Source organism: Nonomuraea sp. KM90 (genome assembly GCF_052246675.1).
Taxonomy (GTDB): Bacteria; Actinomycetota; Actinomycetes; order Streptosporangiales; family Streptosporangiaceae; genus Nonomuraea.
Genome location: NZ_JBQQCB010000009.1, coordinates 69,799 through 87,149, shown reverse-complemented (window position 1 = coordinate 87,149; position 17,351 = coordinate 69,799). Strand labels below are relative to the sequence as shown.

The 17,351-nt window shown below is 73.8% G+C and carries 13 protein-coding genes; 8 read left to right on the top strand and 5 right to left on the bottom strand.

All coding sequences use genetic code 11. The features are described 5' to 3' along the window. Positions 1 to 24: 24 nt before the first annotated feature. Genes ACTWPW_RS13045 through ACTWPW_RS13030 form a run of 4 tightly spaced genes read right to left on the bottom strand, consistent with a single transcriptional unit; the run spans position 25 to position 8,295 of the window. Entirely contained in the window at positions 25 to 1,203 is a 1,179-nt protein-coding gene (locus ACTWPW_RS13045; RefSeq protein ID WP_443168856.1) for a TIGR02679 family protein, read from the bottom strand. Continuing rightward, positions 1,200 to 5,390 carry a TIGR02680 family protein gene (locus tag ACTWPW_RS13040; RefSeq protein WP_443168855.1) on the bottom strand — a complete coding sequence of 1,397 codons (4,191 nt, stop codon included), beginning with the start codon at positions 5,388 to 5,390 and terminating at the stop codon, positions 1,200 to 1,202. Before ACTWPW_RS13040 ends, ACTWPW_RS13045 begins: the two co-directional genes overlap by 4 nt. Continuing rightward, positions 5,387 to 6,649 carry a TIGR02678 family protein gene (locus ACTWPW_RS13035; RefSeq protein WP_443168854.1) on the bottom strand — a complete coding sequence of 421 codons (1,263 nt, stop codon included), beginning with the start codon at positions 6,647 to 6,649 and terminating at the stop codon, positions 5,387 to 5,389. The genes ACTWPW_RS13040 and ACTWPW_RS13035 overlap by 4 nt, the downstream gene beginning before the upstream one ends. After that, a complete protein-coding gene (locus tag ACTWPW_RS13030) occupies positions 6,646 to 8,295 on the bottom strand; it encodes a TIGR02677 family protein (RefSeq protein ID WP_443168853.1) in 1,650 nt (549 codons plus the stop codon). Before ACTWPW_RS13030 ends, ACTWPW_RS13035 begins: the two co-directional genes overlap by 4 nt. A gap of 126 nt (positions 8,296 to 8,421) precedes the next feature. Between ACTWPW_RS13030 and ACTWPW_RS13025 the strand changes: the two genes are divergently transcribed. The 8 genes from ACTWPW_RS13025 (at position 8,422) to mnhG (ending at position 16,872) form a co-directional block, all read left to right on the top strand. Then, on the top strand, positions 8,422 to 8,841 hold the full coding sequence (locus tag ACTWPW_RS13025; protein WP_375108651.1) for an SRPBCC family protein: 420 nt from the start codon (positions 8,422 to 8,424) through the stop codon (positions 8,839 to 8,841). Between the two features lie 411 nt (positions 8,842 to 9,252). Next, positions 9,253 to 10,443, top strand: coding sequence for an alpha/beta hydrolase (locus ACTWPW_RS13020; RefSeq protein WP_375108652.1), 1,191 nt, complete (start codon positions 9,253 to 9,255; stop codon positions 10,441 to 10,443). A 139-nt stretch (positions 10,444 to 10,582) separates the two neighbouring features. Then, positions 10,583 to 13,348, top strand: a complete 2,766-nt coding sequence (locus ACTWPW_RS13015) for a Na+/H+ antiporter subunit A (protein ID WP_443168852.1) — start codon at positions 10,583 to 10,585, stop codon at positions 13,346 to 13,348. Next, on the top strand, positions 13,345 to 14,154 hold the full coding sequence (locus ACTWPW_RS13010; protein ID WP_443168851.1) for a Na(+)/H(+) antiporter subunit C: 810 nt from the start codon (positions 13,345 to 13,347) through the stop codon (positions 14,152 to 14,154). The genes ACTWPW_RS13015 and ACTWPW_RS13010 overlap by 4 nt, the downstream gene beginning before the upstream one ends. A gap of 3 nt (positions 14,155 to 14,157) precedes the next feature. Continuing rightward, positions 14,158 to 15,726 (top strand): Na+/H+ antiporter subunit D, encoded by a 1,569-nt coding sequence (locus ACTWPW_RS13005; RefSeq protein ID WP_443168850.1) that lies wholly within the window; start codon positions 14,158 to 14,160, stop codon positions 15,724 to 15,726. Next, positions 15,723 to 16,286, top strand: coding sequence for a Na+/H+ antiporter subunit E (locus ACTWPW_RS13000; protein ID WP_443168849.1), 564 nt, complete (start codon positions 15,723 to 15,725; stop codon positions 16,284 to 16,286). The genes ACTWPW_RS13005 and ACTWPW_RS13000 overlap by 4 nt, the downstream gene beginning before the upstream one ends. Then, complete coding sequence (locus ACTWPW_RS12995) at positions 16,283 to 16,555, top strand: monovalent cation/H+ antiporter complex subunit F (RefSeq protein WP_375108657.1); 273 nt, start codon at positions 16,283 to 16,285, stop codon at positions 16,553 to 16,555. The genes ACTWPW_RS13000 and ACTWPW_RS12995 overlap by 4 nt, the downstream gene beginning before the upstream one ends. Continuing rightward, positions 16,552 to 16,872: a monovalent cation/H(+) antiporter subunit G gene (gene mnhG / locus ACTWPW_RS12990; RefSeq protein WP_375108658.1), complete on the top strand. Its 321-nt coding sequence runs from the start codon at positions 16,552 to 16,554 to the stop codon at positions 16,870 to 16,872. Before ACTWPW_RS12995 ends, mnhG begins: the two co-directional genes overlap by 4 nt. Here mnhG and ACTWPW_RS12985 read toward each other — a convergent pair. Beyond that, positions 16,827 to 17,318 (bottom strand): DUF6328 family protein, encoded by a 492-nt coding sequence (locus ACTWPW_RS12985; protein WP_364124896.1) that lies wholly within the window; start codon positions 17,316 to 17,318, stop codon positions 16,827 to 16,829. The genes mnhG and ACTWPW_RS12985 overlap by 46 nt on opposite strands. Positions 17,319 to 17,351: the final 33 nt, after the last annotated feature.

Genomic DNA, 17,351 nt, shown 5'->3' with positions numbered 1-17,351 from the left:
CCTCGCCCGCGCACCGGCCCCGGATCACCTCGCCAGGTCGTCGAGCAGCCGCTCCGCGACCCGTTCCTCCGGGACGGCCAGCCCGCGCGAGCGCATCGCCGGGGCCAGCCCTGGATCCCAGGGCGCGTCGGTGACCTGGCCGGGCGCGGGGCCGGAGGCCGGGCCGTCGGCCAGGGCCCGCAGGTAGTCGCCGGCCGACATGCGCCACGGCACCGCGCCGGTCTTGGCCATGGTGTAGGCGGCGATGCGCAGGCCCGCCCCATCGAAGTCGCCGTGGTAGTGCAGCCGGACCCCCGGGAGGGAGCGCAGCAGGCGGATGACGGCGCTGTTGGGCCAGCCCGAGGTGCAGATCATCGGCGGGCAGGAGGTGCCGAACCGCTGATGGGCCAGCGCCAGCACGGTCGGGTTCTCCACCACCCAGGCGTCCGGCTCGGCCGGCCGCAGCTCGCGTACGTCCTGGAGCTGCGCGAGCGTGATCACGCTCGGCCGCCCGTCCCAGATCCGCAGCACCCGGGCCAGGGGCTCGTCGCCGGAGGGGCGTAAACCGGCGACCAGCACCGTGGTGGAGAGGGCGTCGCAGGCCACGCCCGCCCGCTCCCACAGCGCCCGGCGCGCCTCGGCGCCCTCGGGGGCGGGCACGTCGTACAGGATGGACAGGGCCTTCAGCACCAGCGCCGACAGCCGGGTGCCCTCGTCCAGGGCGTGCGGGTCGCCGGTCACGTCGGCGGCCACCGCCGCCAGCGGGCGGCCCGCGGCGGGCAGGGCGGCGAGCACGTCCAGGGCCTGTCCGAGCAGGTCACGCCCGGCGCGTACGGCGGACAGGGCGAGCAGCGCCGGCTCGGCCACGACCACCGGATGGGCGGCGAACCAGCCGAGCAGCGCCTCCCGTTCGAGCCGCCGCTCCGCGTGCCTGCGCCTGCGGTCGTCGAGGGGCCCGATCACGGCCTCGGTGACGGTACGGGCGTCGAGCCCCAGCGCCCCTTCGAGCCTGGCCACGTCGATGGTGATCGCGGGCCCCGGGTAGCGGTCGAGGCCGAGAAGATCGGCCACGGCGGCCTGCTGCGCCGCCTCCAGCCCCGTCACCCGGACCCGGCTGACCCGGTGACCGGAGGAGAGCCGCTCGTGCAGGGCCTGCCACACGGGCCGCAGCTCCACCGCCCGCAGCCGCTCGGGCACCTCCCCGCCCGCCTGGCCGGGGGTCATTCCGCCGGCACCGTTCGGTAGCCGTTCCAGACGAACCGGGCCGTGGTCACCGCGTCGTCCCCGTCGCCCGTGATGAGCTGGTGGATCGCGATCCCGTCCAGCTCCCGGTATTCGCACCACTCGTGGTCGGACGTGAGCACCAGGTCCAGCCCCAGGTCCACCAGCAGGTCGAACACCTGCCCCCGGTTCGTCTTGTCCACCCCCACGAACACCTCGTCGAGCAGGATGAACCGCGGGCACCCCGAATCGGTCTGGTAGTGCGCGGCCACCGCGGCGAACAGCGGCAGGTGCAGCGCGATCGCCTTCTCCCCGCCCGACAGCGCCCCGTGCAGTTTCCGCGTCAGGTCCTGCCAGCCCTGCCCGTCGCCGCGGTCGAGCTTGACCACGAACCGGTGCCAGGCCGTGTAGTCGAGCACCTTCATGAGCTGGTCCTCCCAGCTCGCCGAGGAGTTGTCGGCCCGCGCCTCCTCCACGCGATCCCGGAAGAAGACGTAGAGAGCCTCCTTGTCGGCCTCCGACAGCCCGGCCGGATCGCGCAGCAGCAGGTCGCGGGCGGCCCGGGTGCCGGCCGACTGGGTGGGATCGACCTGCCACACCAGCCGCACCGCCACCCGGGAGGCGGTGCGGACGCGTTCGAGGCGCTGGTTCATGCCCTCCACCAGGGCCGTGGCCTGCCTGATCCGGTCGGCCAGGTGCCGCCGCGTGTCACCGGCCAGCGTCCGGTCGAACAGGTCCCGCTCGGCGTCGGTGATGTCCGAGCGCCGCTCGTCGCGCTCCTTGCGCAGCGCCTTGCTGAGCGCCGCGGCCCCCGCCCGGACGCCGCCGACGGTGGCGGTGAGCACCTGTACGTCCTCGTCGGGCGCCAGCTCCAGGTCGGCCCGGTCGGCGAGGATCTCCCTGGCGTGGTGGAAGGCGTCCTGCAGCCGCGCCTCGGCCTCCCTGACGTTCTTGTGCTCGTACGGGACCGTGGCCAGCTGCTCGGCCACGGCCCTGGCCGCCTCCAGGACGGCCCGCACCCCGGCCTCGGGGGCCAGCTCCACCGGCGCCCGCGCGTCCGCCGGCAGGTGCCCGGCCGCCAGGCGGCGGAACCGGTCGGACACCTCGTCGCGCACGCGCCCCGCCTCGGCGTGCTTGTCCTCGGCGGTGCCGAGCTCGCCCCTGAGCTGGCCGAGCCGGGCGTTGAGGCGGGCCATCCCGTCGTTGACCGACTTGATCAGGCGGCGGCACGCCTGGTAGGCGGCCTGGGTGTCCTGGAGTTGTTCGAGGACGCGCACGTGCTCGACGCCGACCGTGGACTCGATCGCGGCCAGCCGCTCCGCCAGCACGACGGCGGCGGCCGCGGCCTCCTCGGCGCGTTCGACGGCCTCGACGGCGAGCCGTTCGTACTCGCCGGCGGTCTCGGCGGCCAGCTCGGCCCGCTCCCTGGCGGCGCGGGCGTCGGCGCGGCGGTCGTGCCAGACGGCGCCGGTGGTCTCGGCGGTGCGCAGGGCCTCCTCGAGGTTGTCGAGCGCGGGCAGCGCGGTGGGCAGGGCGTGCCGGTCCGCCAGCTCGGTGAGCCGGCGCAGCGACCTGCCGACGTCCTGCTCGCGCTCCTGCAGGCGCTGCTCGTACGCCCGGAGCTGGTCCTCCCGCAGCGCCACCTTCTTCACCGCGCCGTCGAGGTCCTGCACCGCGTCGGCGTACGGCCTGCGGTCGGGCCTGCGCCGCAGCTCGGCGGCCAGCGTCTCGCGGTCGCCGTCGACCACCGCGAGCAGATGGTCGCACTCGGCGATCCGCCCGGCCAGCTCGCCCAGCCGGTCGTCCAGCTCGGCGATGCGGCGCCGCCTGGCGCGCTCGCGGGCGGTGGCGCCGATGTAGGCGGGCTCGGGCTTGACCCACCGGCCCGCCGCCGGGCCCAGCCGCCAGGTGCCGTCGGCGCCGATGACGGCCGGGTGGTCGACGCCGATCGCGGTGGGCGCGAACGCGATGCCGCCCAGCACCGTGTCGGCCGGCACCGGGGAGTCGGCCTCGGTGAACAGCACGTGGGCCAGGCTGTAACCGGGGGCGGGCTTGGACAGCGCGGCCACAGCGAAGGCGTCGTGCTCGCCCGGGTCGAACCCGCCGTCGGGCCGCAGCCACAGGTCGAGCAGGCCCGAGGCCTCGAGCGCGGCCTCCACCCCGGCCTGCGCGACGGGGTCGAGCCCCGACCTGAACGCCACCGCCCGCCACAGCGGCGTCCCGGGCCGTCCGAGCCGGGCGGCCGTGGTGCGGGTGTGCGGGGCGGGCGGTTCGAGCACGGTCTGGTCGTTGAGGCTCTCGCGCTCCTGGGCCAGCTCGGCGCGCTCCGCGGCCAGGCCCTCGCGCAGCCGCCTCAGGTGCTGCTCGCGGGCGGCCAGCTCGACGGCGGCCATCGTCCGGGCGGTGCCGACCAGGTCGTCGGCGCCCTCGAAGTCGTCGGCCAGGCCGGCCAGCGTGCCCGGCTCCAGCTGCAGCTGGGTGCAGCCGCCCGCCCAGTCGGCCAGGGCGGCGGCCAGGTCGCGGGCGCGGTCGTCGCGCAGCCGCTCGGCCCGCCCGTGCGCCTCCTGGGCGGCGGCCAGGTCGTCGCGGGCCTGGTCGCGGTCGTGCTCGGCGGTGGTGCGGCGCTTGATCGCCTCCTCGTGCCCGACGGCTCCGGCGCGTACTTCCCTGATCTGGGCGGCACGGCTGGACACGGCGGCCCGCAGCAGCTCCCGCGCCCTGCGCACGGCCTCCTCACCGTCCGCCGCACTCCGCGCTCCCTCACCCGAGGACGCCACACCGCGCGCTCCCTCACCCGGGTCCGGCGCGCCCCGCGGTCCCTCGCCCCTGTCCGGCGCGGCCTCACCGCGCGGGGCCCCGCCTGCCCCTGGCTCGTGGCGCCGCCCATGGGCGGGTCCGGGCGGCTCCTGGGCCGATCCAGCCCGTTCCGTCTCCTCGTGGACGGCGAGCAGCCCGGCGCGTTCGGCCGCGTGGCGGGCCTCCGTCCGGGCGCGGTCGGCCAGCGCCGCCGCCTTGCGGGCCGTGTCGGCGGCCCGGGCCGACAGCTCCTGCTTGCCCGACACGGCGCGGGCCGCCTGCCCCGCCTGGTCGCGCAGGCGGCCCGCCGCCTCGTGCGCCGCCTGGGCCTCGGTGCGGAGCCGGTGCAGGTCGCCGCCGGCCTTGTACGCCTCGCTCTCCTTCAGCCCGTCGATCTGCGCGGCCAGGGCCAGCTCCTGCGCCTCCTCCTCGCCCAGCCGCACGGTCGCCGCGTCCAGCTCCCGCTCGGCCTCCTTCAGCGCCTCCCGCTTGGCCTTGACCTCGGCCGCCAGCGACTCCAGGGAGTATCCGGCGGAGGTCACGGCCGCGGCGGCGGCGCGCAGGACGCGCTGGGCGTAGTTGCGCTGCCGGGTGGCGAGCCGGTCGGCCTCCTCCACGTCGCGGTCGAGCAGGCGCAGCTCCTCGCGCTGGCGGTCGAGCCGCTCGAACCCCTCGGCGATCTCGTGGATCTCGCCCTCGCCGAGCGGCGGCAGGGCGCTCGACAGCAGCTCCGACAGCAGGCCGGGGTCGAGGCGTTCGGACAGCTTGGGGGTGCGGAGCTGGCGCAGCGCGGTCAGCAGCGAGTCGTAGCGCTGCTCGTTGAGCGCGCGGTAGAGCGTCTGGCGGACGACCGTACGGTAGGACTCGGCCGACTCGTGGACCTTGCCGGACGCGCCGAGCTCCTCCACGAGCTGGGCCTTGGTCAGCGGCTGGCCGGCGTCGCCGGTGAGCCGGACGCCGTCGGGGGCGTCGACGCGGGCCTCGGTCGTGAAGTAGGTGGCGGTGACGTTCTTGGTGTGGATGGTGGCCTGCAGCCGGGCGCCGCAGGTGAACCAGCGGCCGTCGGCGTGCCGGAACTCCAGCCACACGTAGCCGACCCGGGTGGTGCCGCCGGCGCCGTCGCCCATCAGGTTCCAGTGCATGGTGCGCTCGGTGCCGCCGAACGTGGACAGCCTGCTGGGCTTGAGGCTCGCGTCCAGCACGTACGGGAGCAGCAGTTCGAGCACCTTGGACTTGCCGCTGCCGTTGGGGCCGCGCAGCAGCAGCCTGCCCCGGTGGAACTCGAACACCTCGTCGTAGTAGCGCCACACGTTGAGGATCCCGGCGCGTACGGGGGTCCAGCGGGCGTCCACTCCCTGCGCGGCGCGCGGCGGGGCGAGCTCGGTGACTGTCATGAATCCTCCTGGACGGCCGCGCCGTGATCGACCCGGTAGCGGGCCGCGGCGGGCAGGGCGGCGACCTGGTCACCCGTGACGCGGGCCAGCCCGAACTGCGTGAGCACCTGCAGCGCGTCGGCGGCCAGCCGCGGCCCGCCGCCCTCGGACTGGTAGGCCTTGGCCCACTGCGGGAACCGCCGCAGCAGCCCTGCCGCCTCGCGGTCGAGCCTGGCGGCGGTGACGGGGCCGGAGGTGACCAGCAGGTCGAGCATGAGCAGGGCGGCCACCTTGGCGTGGCTGCCGTCGTCGGGGAACTTGGTGTCGGTGGCGATCGCGTCGGTGTCGATGAGCAGGAAGCCCTCGGCCCGCTCCTCCAGCACGAACCCGGCCTCCTCGGCGGCGCGGCGCAGGATCTGGCGGCCGGTCAGGGAGGCGGCGTAGGCGGACTGCGCGGGGGTGAGCTCGTCGCGGTAGACGACGGGGTCGTCGAGCAGGCGGCGGATGAGCGAGTGGCGCGCCCACAGGTTGCGCTGGGTCTCGGTCGGCTCGTCGCCGCCGTAACGAGCCTCGACCGTCAGCGCCCGCACCGGGTCGCTCGCCGGGCCGCCTCCCGGGTCGCGTTCCTCCAGCGTGGCATCCGGGACGGCCTCCAGGGCGGTCTCCATCGCGGCCGCCACCCTGGACGGCGGCACCGGCGCGGCCAGCAGCCGGATCACCCGTGTCGTGTCCACCCGGTAGAGCACCTTGGCGTCCTCGTCATCCAGGTAGGAGTCGGTGGCGCCGTCCATGGAGGTGATCGCCCCGTAGTGCTCCAGCAGCTTGAGCGCGTCCACGAAGGCCGCCCGCTCGTCGTTCCTGACCGGGTCGAACGCGGGCACGTCGGCCTCCACCGCGGCCGCCTGGACCACCCGCTGGGCCAGCATGCCGATCGTGGTGACCGGCGAGGTGAGCAGCTCGGCCGCGCACAGGCACAGCAGCGTGTAGCGGCGGCGGTCGAACGGCGCCCTGGTGGTGCGGCGGCGCCGCGCGGGCCGGGTGGCGCCCGGCTCGGACCCGATCTTGACCAGGCGGGCGTACCCCTGGCGCGACTCCACGACCAGCCGCCAGCCGCAGAAGTAGTCGAACCACTGGATCAGCGGCTGCCGCCGCTTCCTGATCAGGTCGAAGGCGGCGGGGTCGTCGTGCAGGGACACGAGGGGCCGGCCGAGCAGGGTCCTGATCGCGCGGGCGATCTCCTCCTTCTCGGCCCTGACGAGCTGGTTGGCCAGGCTGCTCACGCGCCCACCACCTTCCCGCGGCTGCCGGCCCCCGGAGCCCGTACGTCGATGAGGTAGTCGGGGCCCCGGAACCACCCCTCGGACGTGCGCAGCACCGCCACCGCCCCGTCGTCCGGCGCCCGCAGCACGATCTCCACCCGCCCGTCCGAGGTGACGGCCCGCCGGAACCCGAGCGAGTCGGGCCGCTCGGCCAGGGCCCGCCCCAGCAGGTCGAGCAGCCGCCCGAACGTGTCATGGTCGAGCTCCCCCAGCTGCGACAGCCGCATCGCGCCGGTCGTGGCCAGCGCCGACCAGGCGGCCTCCAGCTCGGCCCGCTCCTTCTCGGCCCGCGCCCTGCGCTCGGCCCGCAGCGCCGCCACGTCGCGCACCTTGCCCGTGCGGCCCATCCGCTCCGTACGCCCGCGCGAGCGCAGCAGCGCCGACACCTCGACCGGCTCGGCCTCCGCCCAGGGCACCCCGGCGGGGATCAGCTCGGCGTCGGCGTGCCCGAGGTGCGGGTGCCTGGCCGAGCCGAGCCCGAACGCCGCGTCCCACAGCCGGTGCGCGTCGTCCTCGCCGGGCGCGGTGGCGAACCAGCGGGCCAGCGTACGGAAGTCGGCGGCGGCGCTGGAGGAGCGCCGGCGGGAGTCGGTGATGCGGTCGAGCACCTGCAACAGCGACACGATCGCCCGCCGCGCCACATCATGCAACTGCCGCACCCGCGGCACCCCACCGCCCGCGGCACCCCGCCCGGCGCCTCCCGCGACCCCTCCCCCACTGCCTCCGCTGACGGCCCCCTCGGTGCCTTCCTCCTCAGCGCCTTCCTCCTCAGCGCCTTCCACCTCTGGGGCGAACCACAGCCGCAGCCCGTCCCACTTCGCCGCCCGGGCCGCCAGCCAGGGGGTGGCATGATCGGCCCCGGGCACCTTCGGCAGGTCGGCGCCGTCCAGCGCGCGGGCGTGCAGCACGCTGACCCCGTGCCGGGCCACGGCGCGCAGCGCGGCCGCGATGGTGTCGCCCCGCTGCTCCAGATTGGTCACGAACTCCTGAAGGTAGGCCACGGTGGCGGCCTTGACCTCGTGGAACGTGGCCAAATCCGACCCCTCGACGCGCAGCAGCCGCTGCAACTCCCCGTTGAACTGCTTGGTGTTGTTACGCAGCCCGTCGAGATGCCCCTCCAGCTCCTGCAGGCTGCTGAAGATGCGCCGGTTGCGCCCGGGGTCGGGGTCGCGCAGCAGGCTGTCCAGCTCCCCCAGCCGGTCGGCGATCGCGTCGAGCACGGCGGTCTGCAGCGCCCCCGCCGAGGCCAGCATGGCCATGGCGTGCTGCACCCCGGCGAACGCCGCCTCGCCCCGCCTGGTCAGCGAATATTGCAGGTTCTTGCGCTCGTACTCCTCGGCGGTCGCGAAGCTCCCCGCGTGATTGAAGATCACGTCGAGCAGCCCCCAGCCGGCCAGCTGCTTGAGCGTGCCGGCCAGATCCTGCTCGCCGACCGGCGCGTACCACCCCACCGCGCGCAGCCGCTCGCGCACCTCGTCCACCGTCAGCGCCGTCTCGAGCCGCTCGTTGGCCTCGCCGAAGGCATAGAGCACCGCGGTGTGCAGATCTGCCCGCTCGGTGGTGGTGAACCGGAACATCTCCGGCGGCACCCGTGGCGGCTCCGCCATCGCCCCGCTCCCCTCGCCACACGATTACCACCCACGCAACCGTAGCGGCAGACACCGACGGGGCGACCGCTGTTTGCGACCAGATCACAGGGGTACGGCGCTGGCATTGGAACTCGGGGGGACGGTATGGCGGAGTTCGAGGCGACGCGCGGGATGCCCGCGGAGAGCATGGTGGTGTTCGGCGTCGCGTCCGACGTGGAGATCATGGACCGCTGGCTGCCCCAGGGGCTGTCGGTGCATGACAGCGGCCCCGGCACGATCGAGGCGGACGGCTCGCTGGTGCCCGGCACCGGCAAGCACGAGGGCCTGTTCCGCGCCGAGGAGGACCAGCTCCGGGTGGAGTGGGGCGGGCGCGACCATCCCGACTATTCGGGATGGCTGCAGGTCTCCGACTCGGCCGCCGGGACCAGCGAGGTGACCGTGCACATCAGCCTCCTGGACGAGCCCGACTCGGGTGCCCGGGCCGATGAGGTGCGCGGGCTGCTGGACCGGTCGCTGGACCGGCTCGCCGAGGAGGTCCACCGACGCGTCTCCGACGCCAGCTGACCTCCCGGCAGAGCCCTCGCCGCACGACCGGGCCACTCAGGGCGCGCAGCGCCCCCGTGCGAGGTCCGCGCAGTCCGGCTCCACGGATGGACGCGCAGGTCAGCCGGGCCGTTCCCGGCGAGTTACATTTCTTGCAATGGATCTATTCCAGCGACTATAAAGGGCGCCGCAAGGTTCACCGCGCACCGTTCGAGCATGCGACGCCTAATCACAATCTTTACGCCTGTCATCGCGGGCCTGATCGCCCTGACGGGTTTGCCCGCCATGGCGCAGGCCACTGCCACCGACGGGCTCGACACTTATTACGGCCAGCGTCTTGCCTGGTCAGGCTGCGGTAACGGGTACGAGTGCGCGAAATTGTCAGTGCCACTCGACTATTCGAAGCCGAACGGCAAACGGATTAAGATCAGCATGGTCCGGCTCCCCGCCACCGGCAAGAAGATCGGCTCGGTCGTGCTCAATTTCGGCGGTCCCGGCGGGTCCGGCGTGACCGCCCTGAAAGCCGGCAAGGAAATCGTTTCCGCCGCCGTCAGGGAGCGGTTCGACGTCGTCAGCTTCGATCCGCGCGGCGTCGGCGCGTCCTCGCCGGTGCGCTGCCTGGGGACGCTCGACCTCGACGCCTACCACGCGCTCGACCCGACCCCGGACACCCGCGCCGAGGTCAGGCACTCGCGACAGTGGGCCAAGATCTTCGCCAAGTACTGCGTGGCGAACTCCGGCAAGCAGCTGCTGTCCAAGGTCGGCACGGTGAACACGGCGCGGGACATGGACGTGATGCGGGCCACGCTGGGTGACGCGCGCCTGACGTACCTGGGCTTCTCCTACGGCACCTATCTCGGCTCGATCTACGCGGACATGTTCCCGAAGCGGATCAGGGCGATGGTGCTGGACGGCGCCGAGGACCCGTCCCAGCACGCCGCCGAGTTCGTCCAGGACCAGGCCCGCGGGTTCCAGGTGGCGACGACGTCGTTCCTGCGGGACTGCTTCAAGGCCAGGAACTGCCCGTTCCGCAAGCACGACGTCAAGGCGGCGCTGAAGCAGCTCGACAAGCTCTACCGGCGGGCCGACACGGCGCCGCTGCGCAACGTGTACGACGGCAGGCAGGTCACCGAGGCCGTGGTGCGCGGCGCCGTGCAGTTCTCCATGTACCAGACCGCCAGCTGGCCCAGCCTGCGGCAGGCCCTGACGGACGCGTACAAGGGCGACGGCAGCAAGCTGCTGCTGCTGGCCGACGCGGGCAACGGGCGGACGATCGGCGGCCGTTACGACAACAGCTTCGAGGCCCTCGTGGCCATCAACTGCGTCGACCACCCGGAGAACCCCTGCCCGTACTGGCCGGTCAAGGGCACCCGCTACCCGAAGAAGGTGCACGCCAAGGGCTCGCCGCCGATCGTGGTCGTGGGCACGACGCGTGACCCGGCGACGCCGTACAAGCTGGCCAAGGCGCTGGCCGCGCAGCTGTCGAACGGCGTGCTGCTCACCCACGACGCCGACGGCCACACCGGCTACCGCAAGGGCTCGGCCTGCCTGGACCGCAAGGTCGACCAGTACCTGATCACGACCAGGGCCCCGCTCGCGGGGACCTGTAACGACCGGACCTGAAGCACGCGAAACGGCCAGTCCCACACCTCGGTGTGGGACTGGTGTCGTTCGGGTCAATCCCGGTCGCGCCTGTGTGGCGGTGGTGGCGCGGTGGGGGAGATTGGGCGGGCGTAGCCGGAAATTCCCGTCCGAGGAGCCCATGGAGTCGCTGCTGATCCTGCACGCGGCCGTGGCTGCCTGCGCTCCCTGGCTGGCCACTCGGCTGGGGCGAGCCTCGTTCGCCCTGCTGGCCGTCCCGCCGGCCGCCGCGTTCTGCTACGCCGGCTGGCTGGCGCTGCGCGGCCTGCCCGCCCGGGAGAGCACGACGTGGGCGCCGACGCTGGGCATGGAGCTGTCCTTCCGCGCGGACCCGCTGACCGTGCTGATGATGTCGCTGGTCACCGGGGTCGGGGTGCTGGTGCTGTGCTACAGCGCCCGGTACTTCGCGGCGGGCGACGAAGCGCTCGGCCGCTACGGCGGCGCGATGGTGGCGTTCGCGGGGTCGATGCTGGGGCTGGTCACCGCCGACGACCTGCTCCTCCTGTACGTGTTCTGGGAGCTGACCACCGTCTTCTCCTACCTGCTGATCGGCTACGACCCCATGAGCCGGATGAGCCGGCAGGCCGCGATGAAGGCGCTGACGGTCACCACGTTCGGCGGCCTGGCCATGCTCGCCGGGTTCGTGCTGGTCGGCCAGGCGGCGGGCTCCTACCAGGTGTCGGAGATCGTCGCCCGTCCGCCGGACCTGGCGCCGGTCGCCGTCGTGCTGGTGCTGGCGGGGGCGCTGGCGAAGTCGGCGATCTTCCCGTTCAGCACGTGGCTGCCCGCCGCGATGGCCGCGCCCACGCCCGTGTCGGCATACCTGCACGCGGCCGCCATGGTGAAGGCCGGCGTCTACCTGCTGGCCAGGCTGGGCCCCGCGTTCGGCGACCTGGCGCTGTGGCGGGCGGTGGCGGTGCCGCTCGGCCTGGTGACGATGCTGCTGGGCGGGTGGCGGGCGCTGCGGGAGAACGATCTGAAGCGGCTGCTGGCCTACGGCACGGTCAGCCAGCTGGGGTTCCTCGTGGTGCTGTTCGGCTCGGGGAACGAGGGCGCCGCGCTGGCGGGCGTGGGCATGTTGCTGGCGCACGCGCTGTTCAAGGCGGCGCTGTTCCTGGTGGTGGGCATCGTCGATCACGCGGCGGGCACCCGGGACCTGGGCGAGCTGAGCGGCGTGGGCCGGGCGATGCCGTGGGTGTGCGCGGTCGCCGTGCTGGCGGGGGCCTCGATGGCGGGGCTGCCGCCGCTGGTGGGGTTCGCCGGGAAGGAGGCGGCGCTGGAGGCGCTGCTGGGCGCGCCGCTCACGCTGGCGGGCGTGGTGACGGGCTCGGCCCTGACGGCGGCGTACACGCTGCGCTTCCTGTGGGGCGCCTTCGTCGACAAACCGGGCAAGCCGGCGCGGCAGGTGCACCCGGTGCCGGCGGCCATGTTCGCCCCGGCCGCGCTGCTGTCGGTGCCGGGGCTCGCGTTCGCCCCCCTGGCCTCCTGGTACGAGGGCGCGATGTCCGGCTACACCGGCACGTTCGCCGACCCGGGGCACCCCTCCCACCTGGCGCCGTGGAGCGGTTTCACGCCGCCGCTGCTGCTGTCGGCGGCGGCCCTGGCGGGCGGGGTGGTGCTGTTCCTGGCCCGGGAGCCGGTGGCGCGGGCGGGGGCGGCGCTGCACGTGCTCGACTCCAGCCAGGTCTTCTGGTCGGCCGTGCGGCGGCTGGACCGGTTCGCCATCCAGCTCACCGGCTTCATCCAGCGCGGCTCCGTGCCCGACTACCTGCTGCTGACGCTGCTGGTGACGGTCGGGGTGGGGCTGTTCTCCCTCCTGCACGGCGGCGCGCCCCGCCTGGACGTGCCGGTCGTCGCCTGGCAGCGGCCGGAGCAGCCTGTGGTGGCCGTGCTGCTGGCGGCCGCGGCCGTGCTGGCGCTGTTCTCCCGCGCGTACATCCTGCTGGCCCTGATCATCGGCCTGACCGGCTACGGCACCGCGCTGCTGTTCCTCGCGCACGGCTCGCCCGACCTGGCGCTGACGCAGTTCCTCGCCGAGACGCTGAGCCTGGTGGTGTTCGCGCTGGTGCTGCGGCGGCTGCCGATCGAGCCGGACCGGGGGCGGCTGCCGATCCCGTTCCGGCTCGGGGTGGGGCTGGCGTTCGGGGTGGTCGTCACGGGCGCGGGCATGCTGGCGATGGCCGCGCGCGGCGAGCAGCCGGTCGGCGCGCTGATGGGCCGGGCGGCCGAGCAGGCCGGGGCGCGCAACATCGTCAGCGCGATCATCCTCGACATCCGCGCGTGGGACACGCTGGGCGAGAGCGCGGTGCTCATCGTGCTCACGCTGGGCGTGACGAGCCTGGTGTTCCTGCGGCGCAGGTCGTACAGCATCGAGCGGAGCGAGGCCGGGCACCGTCCCGCGGAGCGCACGCACTGGCTGGCGGCCACGCTGCCGCGCGGGCAGCGGGCGCTGGCGTTCGAGGTGGCGGCGCGGCTGACGTTCCACACGGTGCTGGCGTTGTCGGTGTTCCTGCTGTTCATCGGGCACAGCGGGGTCGGCGGCGGGTTCGCGGGCGGCATCGTGGCCGGGCTGGCGATCACCGTGCGCTACCTGGCGGGCGGCCGGAACGAGCTAGCCGCGGCCGTGCCGGTGCACGCGGGCGTGCTCATGGGGGCCGGGCTGACCCTGTCGGCGGGGACGGCGCTGATCGGGCTGCTGTTCGGCTCGGCGGCGCTGGAGATGCTGGCCACGGACGTGGCCGTGCCGGTGCTCGGGCACGTGCACGTGTCCACGGGGCTGCTGTTCGACCTCGGCGTGTACGTGTCCGTGGTCGGCATGGTCCAGGACGTGCTGCGCGGCCTGGGCGCCGAGCTGGACCGGCAGATCGACGCCGAGGAGGGCTCGTGAGCCTGTCCCTGGTGCCGTTCGCGGCCTGCTGCGTGATGATCACCGTCGGGGTGACGCTGCTGCTGGAACGCAGCCTGGTACGGGTGCTGGCCGGCGTCATCGTGCTGGGCAACGGGGTGAACCTGCTGATCGTCACCTCCGGCGGCAGCGCGGGCGGCCCGCCCTTCACCGACGCACCGGGGTTCGCCGACCCGCTGCCGCAGGCCATGGTGCTCACCGCCATCGTGATCACCCTGGGCGTGACGGCGTTCCTGCTGGCCCTGGTGCACCGCTCGTGGCAGCTCACCGGCAGCGACGAGGTCCAGGACGACACCGAGGACCGGCGGGTGCGGCTGCGCGCGCGGCGCGGCGAGCTGGGCGACGCCGTACGCGCCCGGCGGGACGCCTACCGGCGGCTGGTCACCGAGCAGCGGGCCGAGCTGGCCCACCTGGAGGCCGAGCAGGCCGAGCTGGAGCGGCTGGAGGAGGCCGACCTGGAGCGGCGCATCTCCCGGGTGCACGACGAGCTCGACCGGTGGATGCGCGGGCTCAGGCAGGAGGGGGTGTCGGAGGAGGAGCTGCAGCGCCGTTTCGAGGAGGTGGGGCTGCGCGCGGGCTGGGACGCCATGGACAACGCCGAGCGCATCGAGCAGCTGCGCGAGCAGCACGAGCGGGGGCGGGAGGAGCAGGCGGCCAGGGAGAAGCGGCTGCGCCGCAAGCTCAAGGCCCGCCAGCGGGACGCGCGCAGGCAGATGCGCGCGGCCATCCGGGAGGAGCGCGAGCGGCAGGCCCTCGCGCAGGACCCCGAGCTGGAGGGCGAGGACTGACCCATGGAGAGCCCGATCACGCTGGAGAGCCTCGTCTGCGTGCCGGTGATGCTGCCGCTGCTGGCCGCCGGGGTGAAGCTGGCGATCGGCGGGCGGCTGCGCCGGCTGCAGTCGCTCATCAGCCTCGTCACGCTGGGCATCTCGCTGGCGGTGGCGGTGGTGCTGATGGTCGCGGCCGACGCGCACGGCCCGCTGGTGACCGAGCTGGGCGGCTGGCCGTCGCCGATCGGCATCTGCCTGGTGGCCGACCGGCTCTCCACGCTGGTGCTCGTGGTGTCCTCGGCGGTGACGCTGTGCGTGATGGCGTACTCGGTGGCCAACGCCTACGACGAGCAGGAGCACGACGCCCCGATGGCGATCTTCCATCCGGCGTTCCTGGTGATGGTGGCGGGGGTGGCCGACGCGTTCCTGTCGGGGGACCTGTTCAACCTGTTCGTGGCGTTCGAGCTGCTGCTGAGCGGCTCGTACGTGCTGCTGACGTTCGGCGGCACGGACTCCAGGATCCGGGCGGGCGCCACGTACACGCTGATGGCCCTGGCCTCGTCGATGTTGTTCCTGATCGCGCTGGCCGTCACCTACGCCGCCACCGGGACGCTGTCGATGGCGCAGCTCGCCCAGCGCTTCGCCACGCTGCCCGAGCAGGTGAAGCTGCTGGTGGAGCTGACGCTGCTGCTGGCGTTCGCGATCAAGGCGGCGATCTTCCCCATGTCGGCGTGGCTGCCCGACTCCTACCCGACCGCGCCCGCCCCGGCCACGGCCGTGTTCGCCGGGCTGCTCACCAAGGTCGGCGTGTACTCGATCATCCGCCTGGAGGCGCTGCTGTTCCCCGGCGGGCCGGTCTCGACGCTGCTCATGTGGGTCGCGCTGGCCACCATGCTCGCGGGGGTGCTGGGCGCGGTGGCGCAGACGGACATGAAACGGATGCTCTCCTTCACGCTGGTCAGCCACATCGGGTACATGGTCTTCGGCGTGGCCCTGTCCACGCCGGCCGGCATGGCGGGGGCCATCTTCTACGTGGTGCACCACATCACCGTGCAGACGAGCCTGTTCCTGGTGACGGGGATGGTCGAGCGGCGGACCGGCACCACGTCGGTGACCCGGCTGGGCGGGCTGATGAGGGCGACGCCGCTGATCGCCGTGCTGTTCTTCGTGCCGGCCATGAACCTGTCGGGCATCCCGCCGATGTCGGGGTTCCTGGGCAAGCTGATGCTGGTGCAGGCCGGGCTGGCGGCCGGGGGGTGGCTGCCGGTCACGCTGGTGGCCGGGGGCCTGGCGACGAGCCTGCTCACGCTGTACGCGGTGGCCAAGACGTGGGGCAAGGCGTTCTGGCGCGGCCCGCGCTCGGACCGGGTGGGCCGGGTGCTGGAGAGCGAGGAGTACACCGGTGAGGAGCCCACCGTGACGACGGCCACGCTGCCGGCGGCGCTGCCGCTGTCGGTGGTGGCGCTGGTCGCGCTCGGGTTGTCGTTCACGGTGCTGGCGGGGCCGCTGTCGGCGCTGGCGCAGCGGACGGCGGGCGAGCTGCTGGCCCGCGAGCCGTACATCTCGGCGGTGCTGGAGGGGCGGCCATGAGGCGGGACGTCCCTGGCGGCGAGCCCGTGCGGCGGGAGGTCCTGGCGCCGCGGGTGCTCGGCCGGCGGGTACCGCTGCCGCTGGTGGCCTGGCTGGCGCTGGTGTGGGTGATGTTGTGGGGCGACCTGTCGGCGGGCAACGTGCTGGGCGGGCTGGTGACCGGGCTGGTGGTGACGTGGCTGCTACCGCTGCCCATCCTCGATCCCGGCATCCGGGTGCGTCCGGTGGCGCTCGTCAGGTTCCTGCTGTGGTTCGGCTGGGACATGGTGATCTCGACCGTGCGGGTGGTGTTCTGGGTGGCGCATCCGGGGCAGCCGCCGACGCAGATCGTCCGGGTGCCGCTGCGCACGTCGTCCGAGGCCCTGACCGTGATGATCATCGTCGCGCTGTCCACCGTGCCCGGGAGCCTGGTGCTGGAGAGGTACCCCGGGGAGCTGCTGGTGCACGTGCTGGGCCGGCCCGGCGACGTCGCCGAGGCCGTGCGGGCGGACATCGCGGGGCTGGAGTCGCGCATCGTGGCGGCGTTCGGCACCCGCCGGGATCGGGAGGAGCTGCCGTGACGGCGGTGTACCTGGCGACGCTCGTCCTGCTCGGGTGCGGGGCGGCCGCCTCGCTGTGGCGGGCGGGGCGCGGGCCGTCGATGCTGGACCGGGCGGTGGCGCTGGACGTGTTCACGTCGTTGTCGATGTGCGGGGTGGGGGCGTTCGCCGTGGCCAGGGACGACTATTCGGACCTGCCGATCCTGCTGGTGCTGTCGCTGCTGGGGTTCGTCGGGTCGGTGTCGCTGGCCCGGTTCTTCGCGGACCGGACCGGAAGGGGGCCGCGATGAGCGCGCTGGAGGTGGCGGAGGGGGTCTGCCTGCTCCTGGGGGCTGCGCTGGCGCTGTCGGCCGGGGCGGGGCTGGTGCGTTTCCGCACCACGCTGGACCGCATGCACGCCGGCACGAAGCCGCAGGTGCTCGGCGTGCTGCTGGTGCTGCTGGCCATGTGGCTGCATCGGCCCACCTGGTCGAACGCCGGGCCGCTGCTGCTGGTGGCGATCTCCCAGGTGGTCACGGTGTCGGTCGCGGCCTACATGATCGCCCGGGCCGCGTACGGGCGTCAGTCGTCGGACGACGACACCGGGCTCCCGTCCGACGAGGACTGATCCGACCGGTTGAGCGCCGGCTGGCCGAACCAGGTCCACAGCGCCAGCACGGCCAGGGCGCCCGCGGTGATCCAGGCCAGCGTCGCGTCGAAGAGGTAGTCGATCACGAACATCGTGGACGTGGTCATCGACACGGCCAGGGCGAGCGCGCCGAGGATGCCGTAGAGGTTGGAGCGGCGTACCAGCGTCTCCTTGCGGCCCTGCCGGAACAGCACGCGGTGCTGGGCGGTCGGCGCGATGTAGCAGATCGACGCGATCGCTGCGCTGACCAGCGCCGCGTAGTACAGCCAGCGGTCGACCTGGTCCAGCCGGGCGAACCCGGAGGAGAAGGGCACGGTGAGCAGGAACGCGAACAGCACCTGCACGCCGGTGACCGCCACACGCGCGCCCTGGAGCAGCTCGACGAAATTGCGATCCGCGCGCTCCTGGTCCGACTCGTTCTTCACGCCGCCTCCCGCCAGTCAACGAGAGACTTCCTC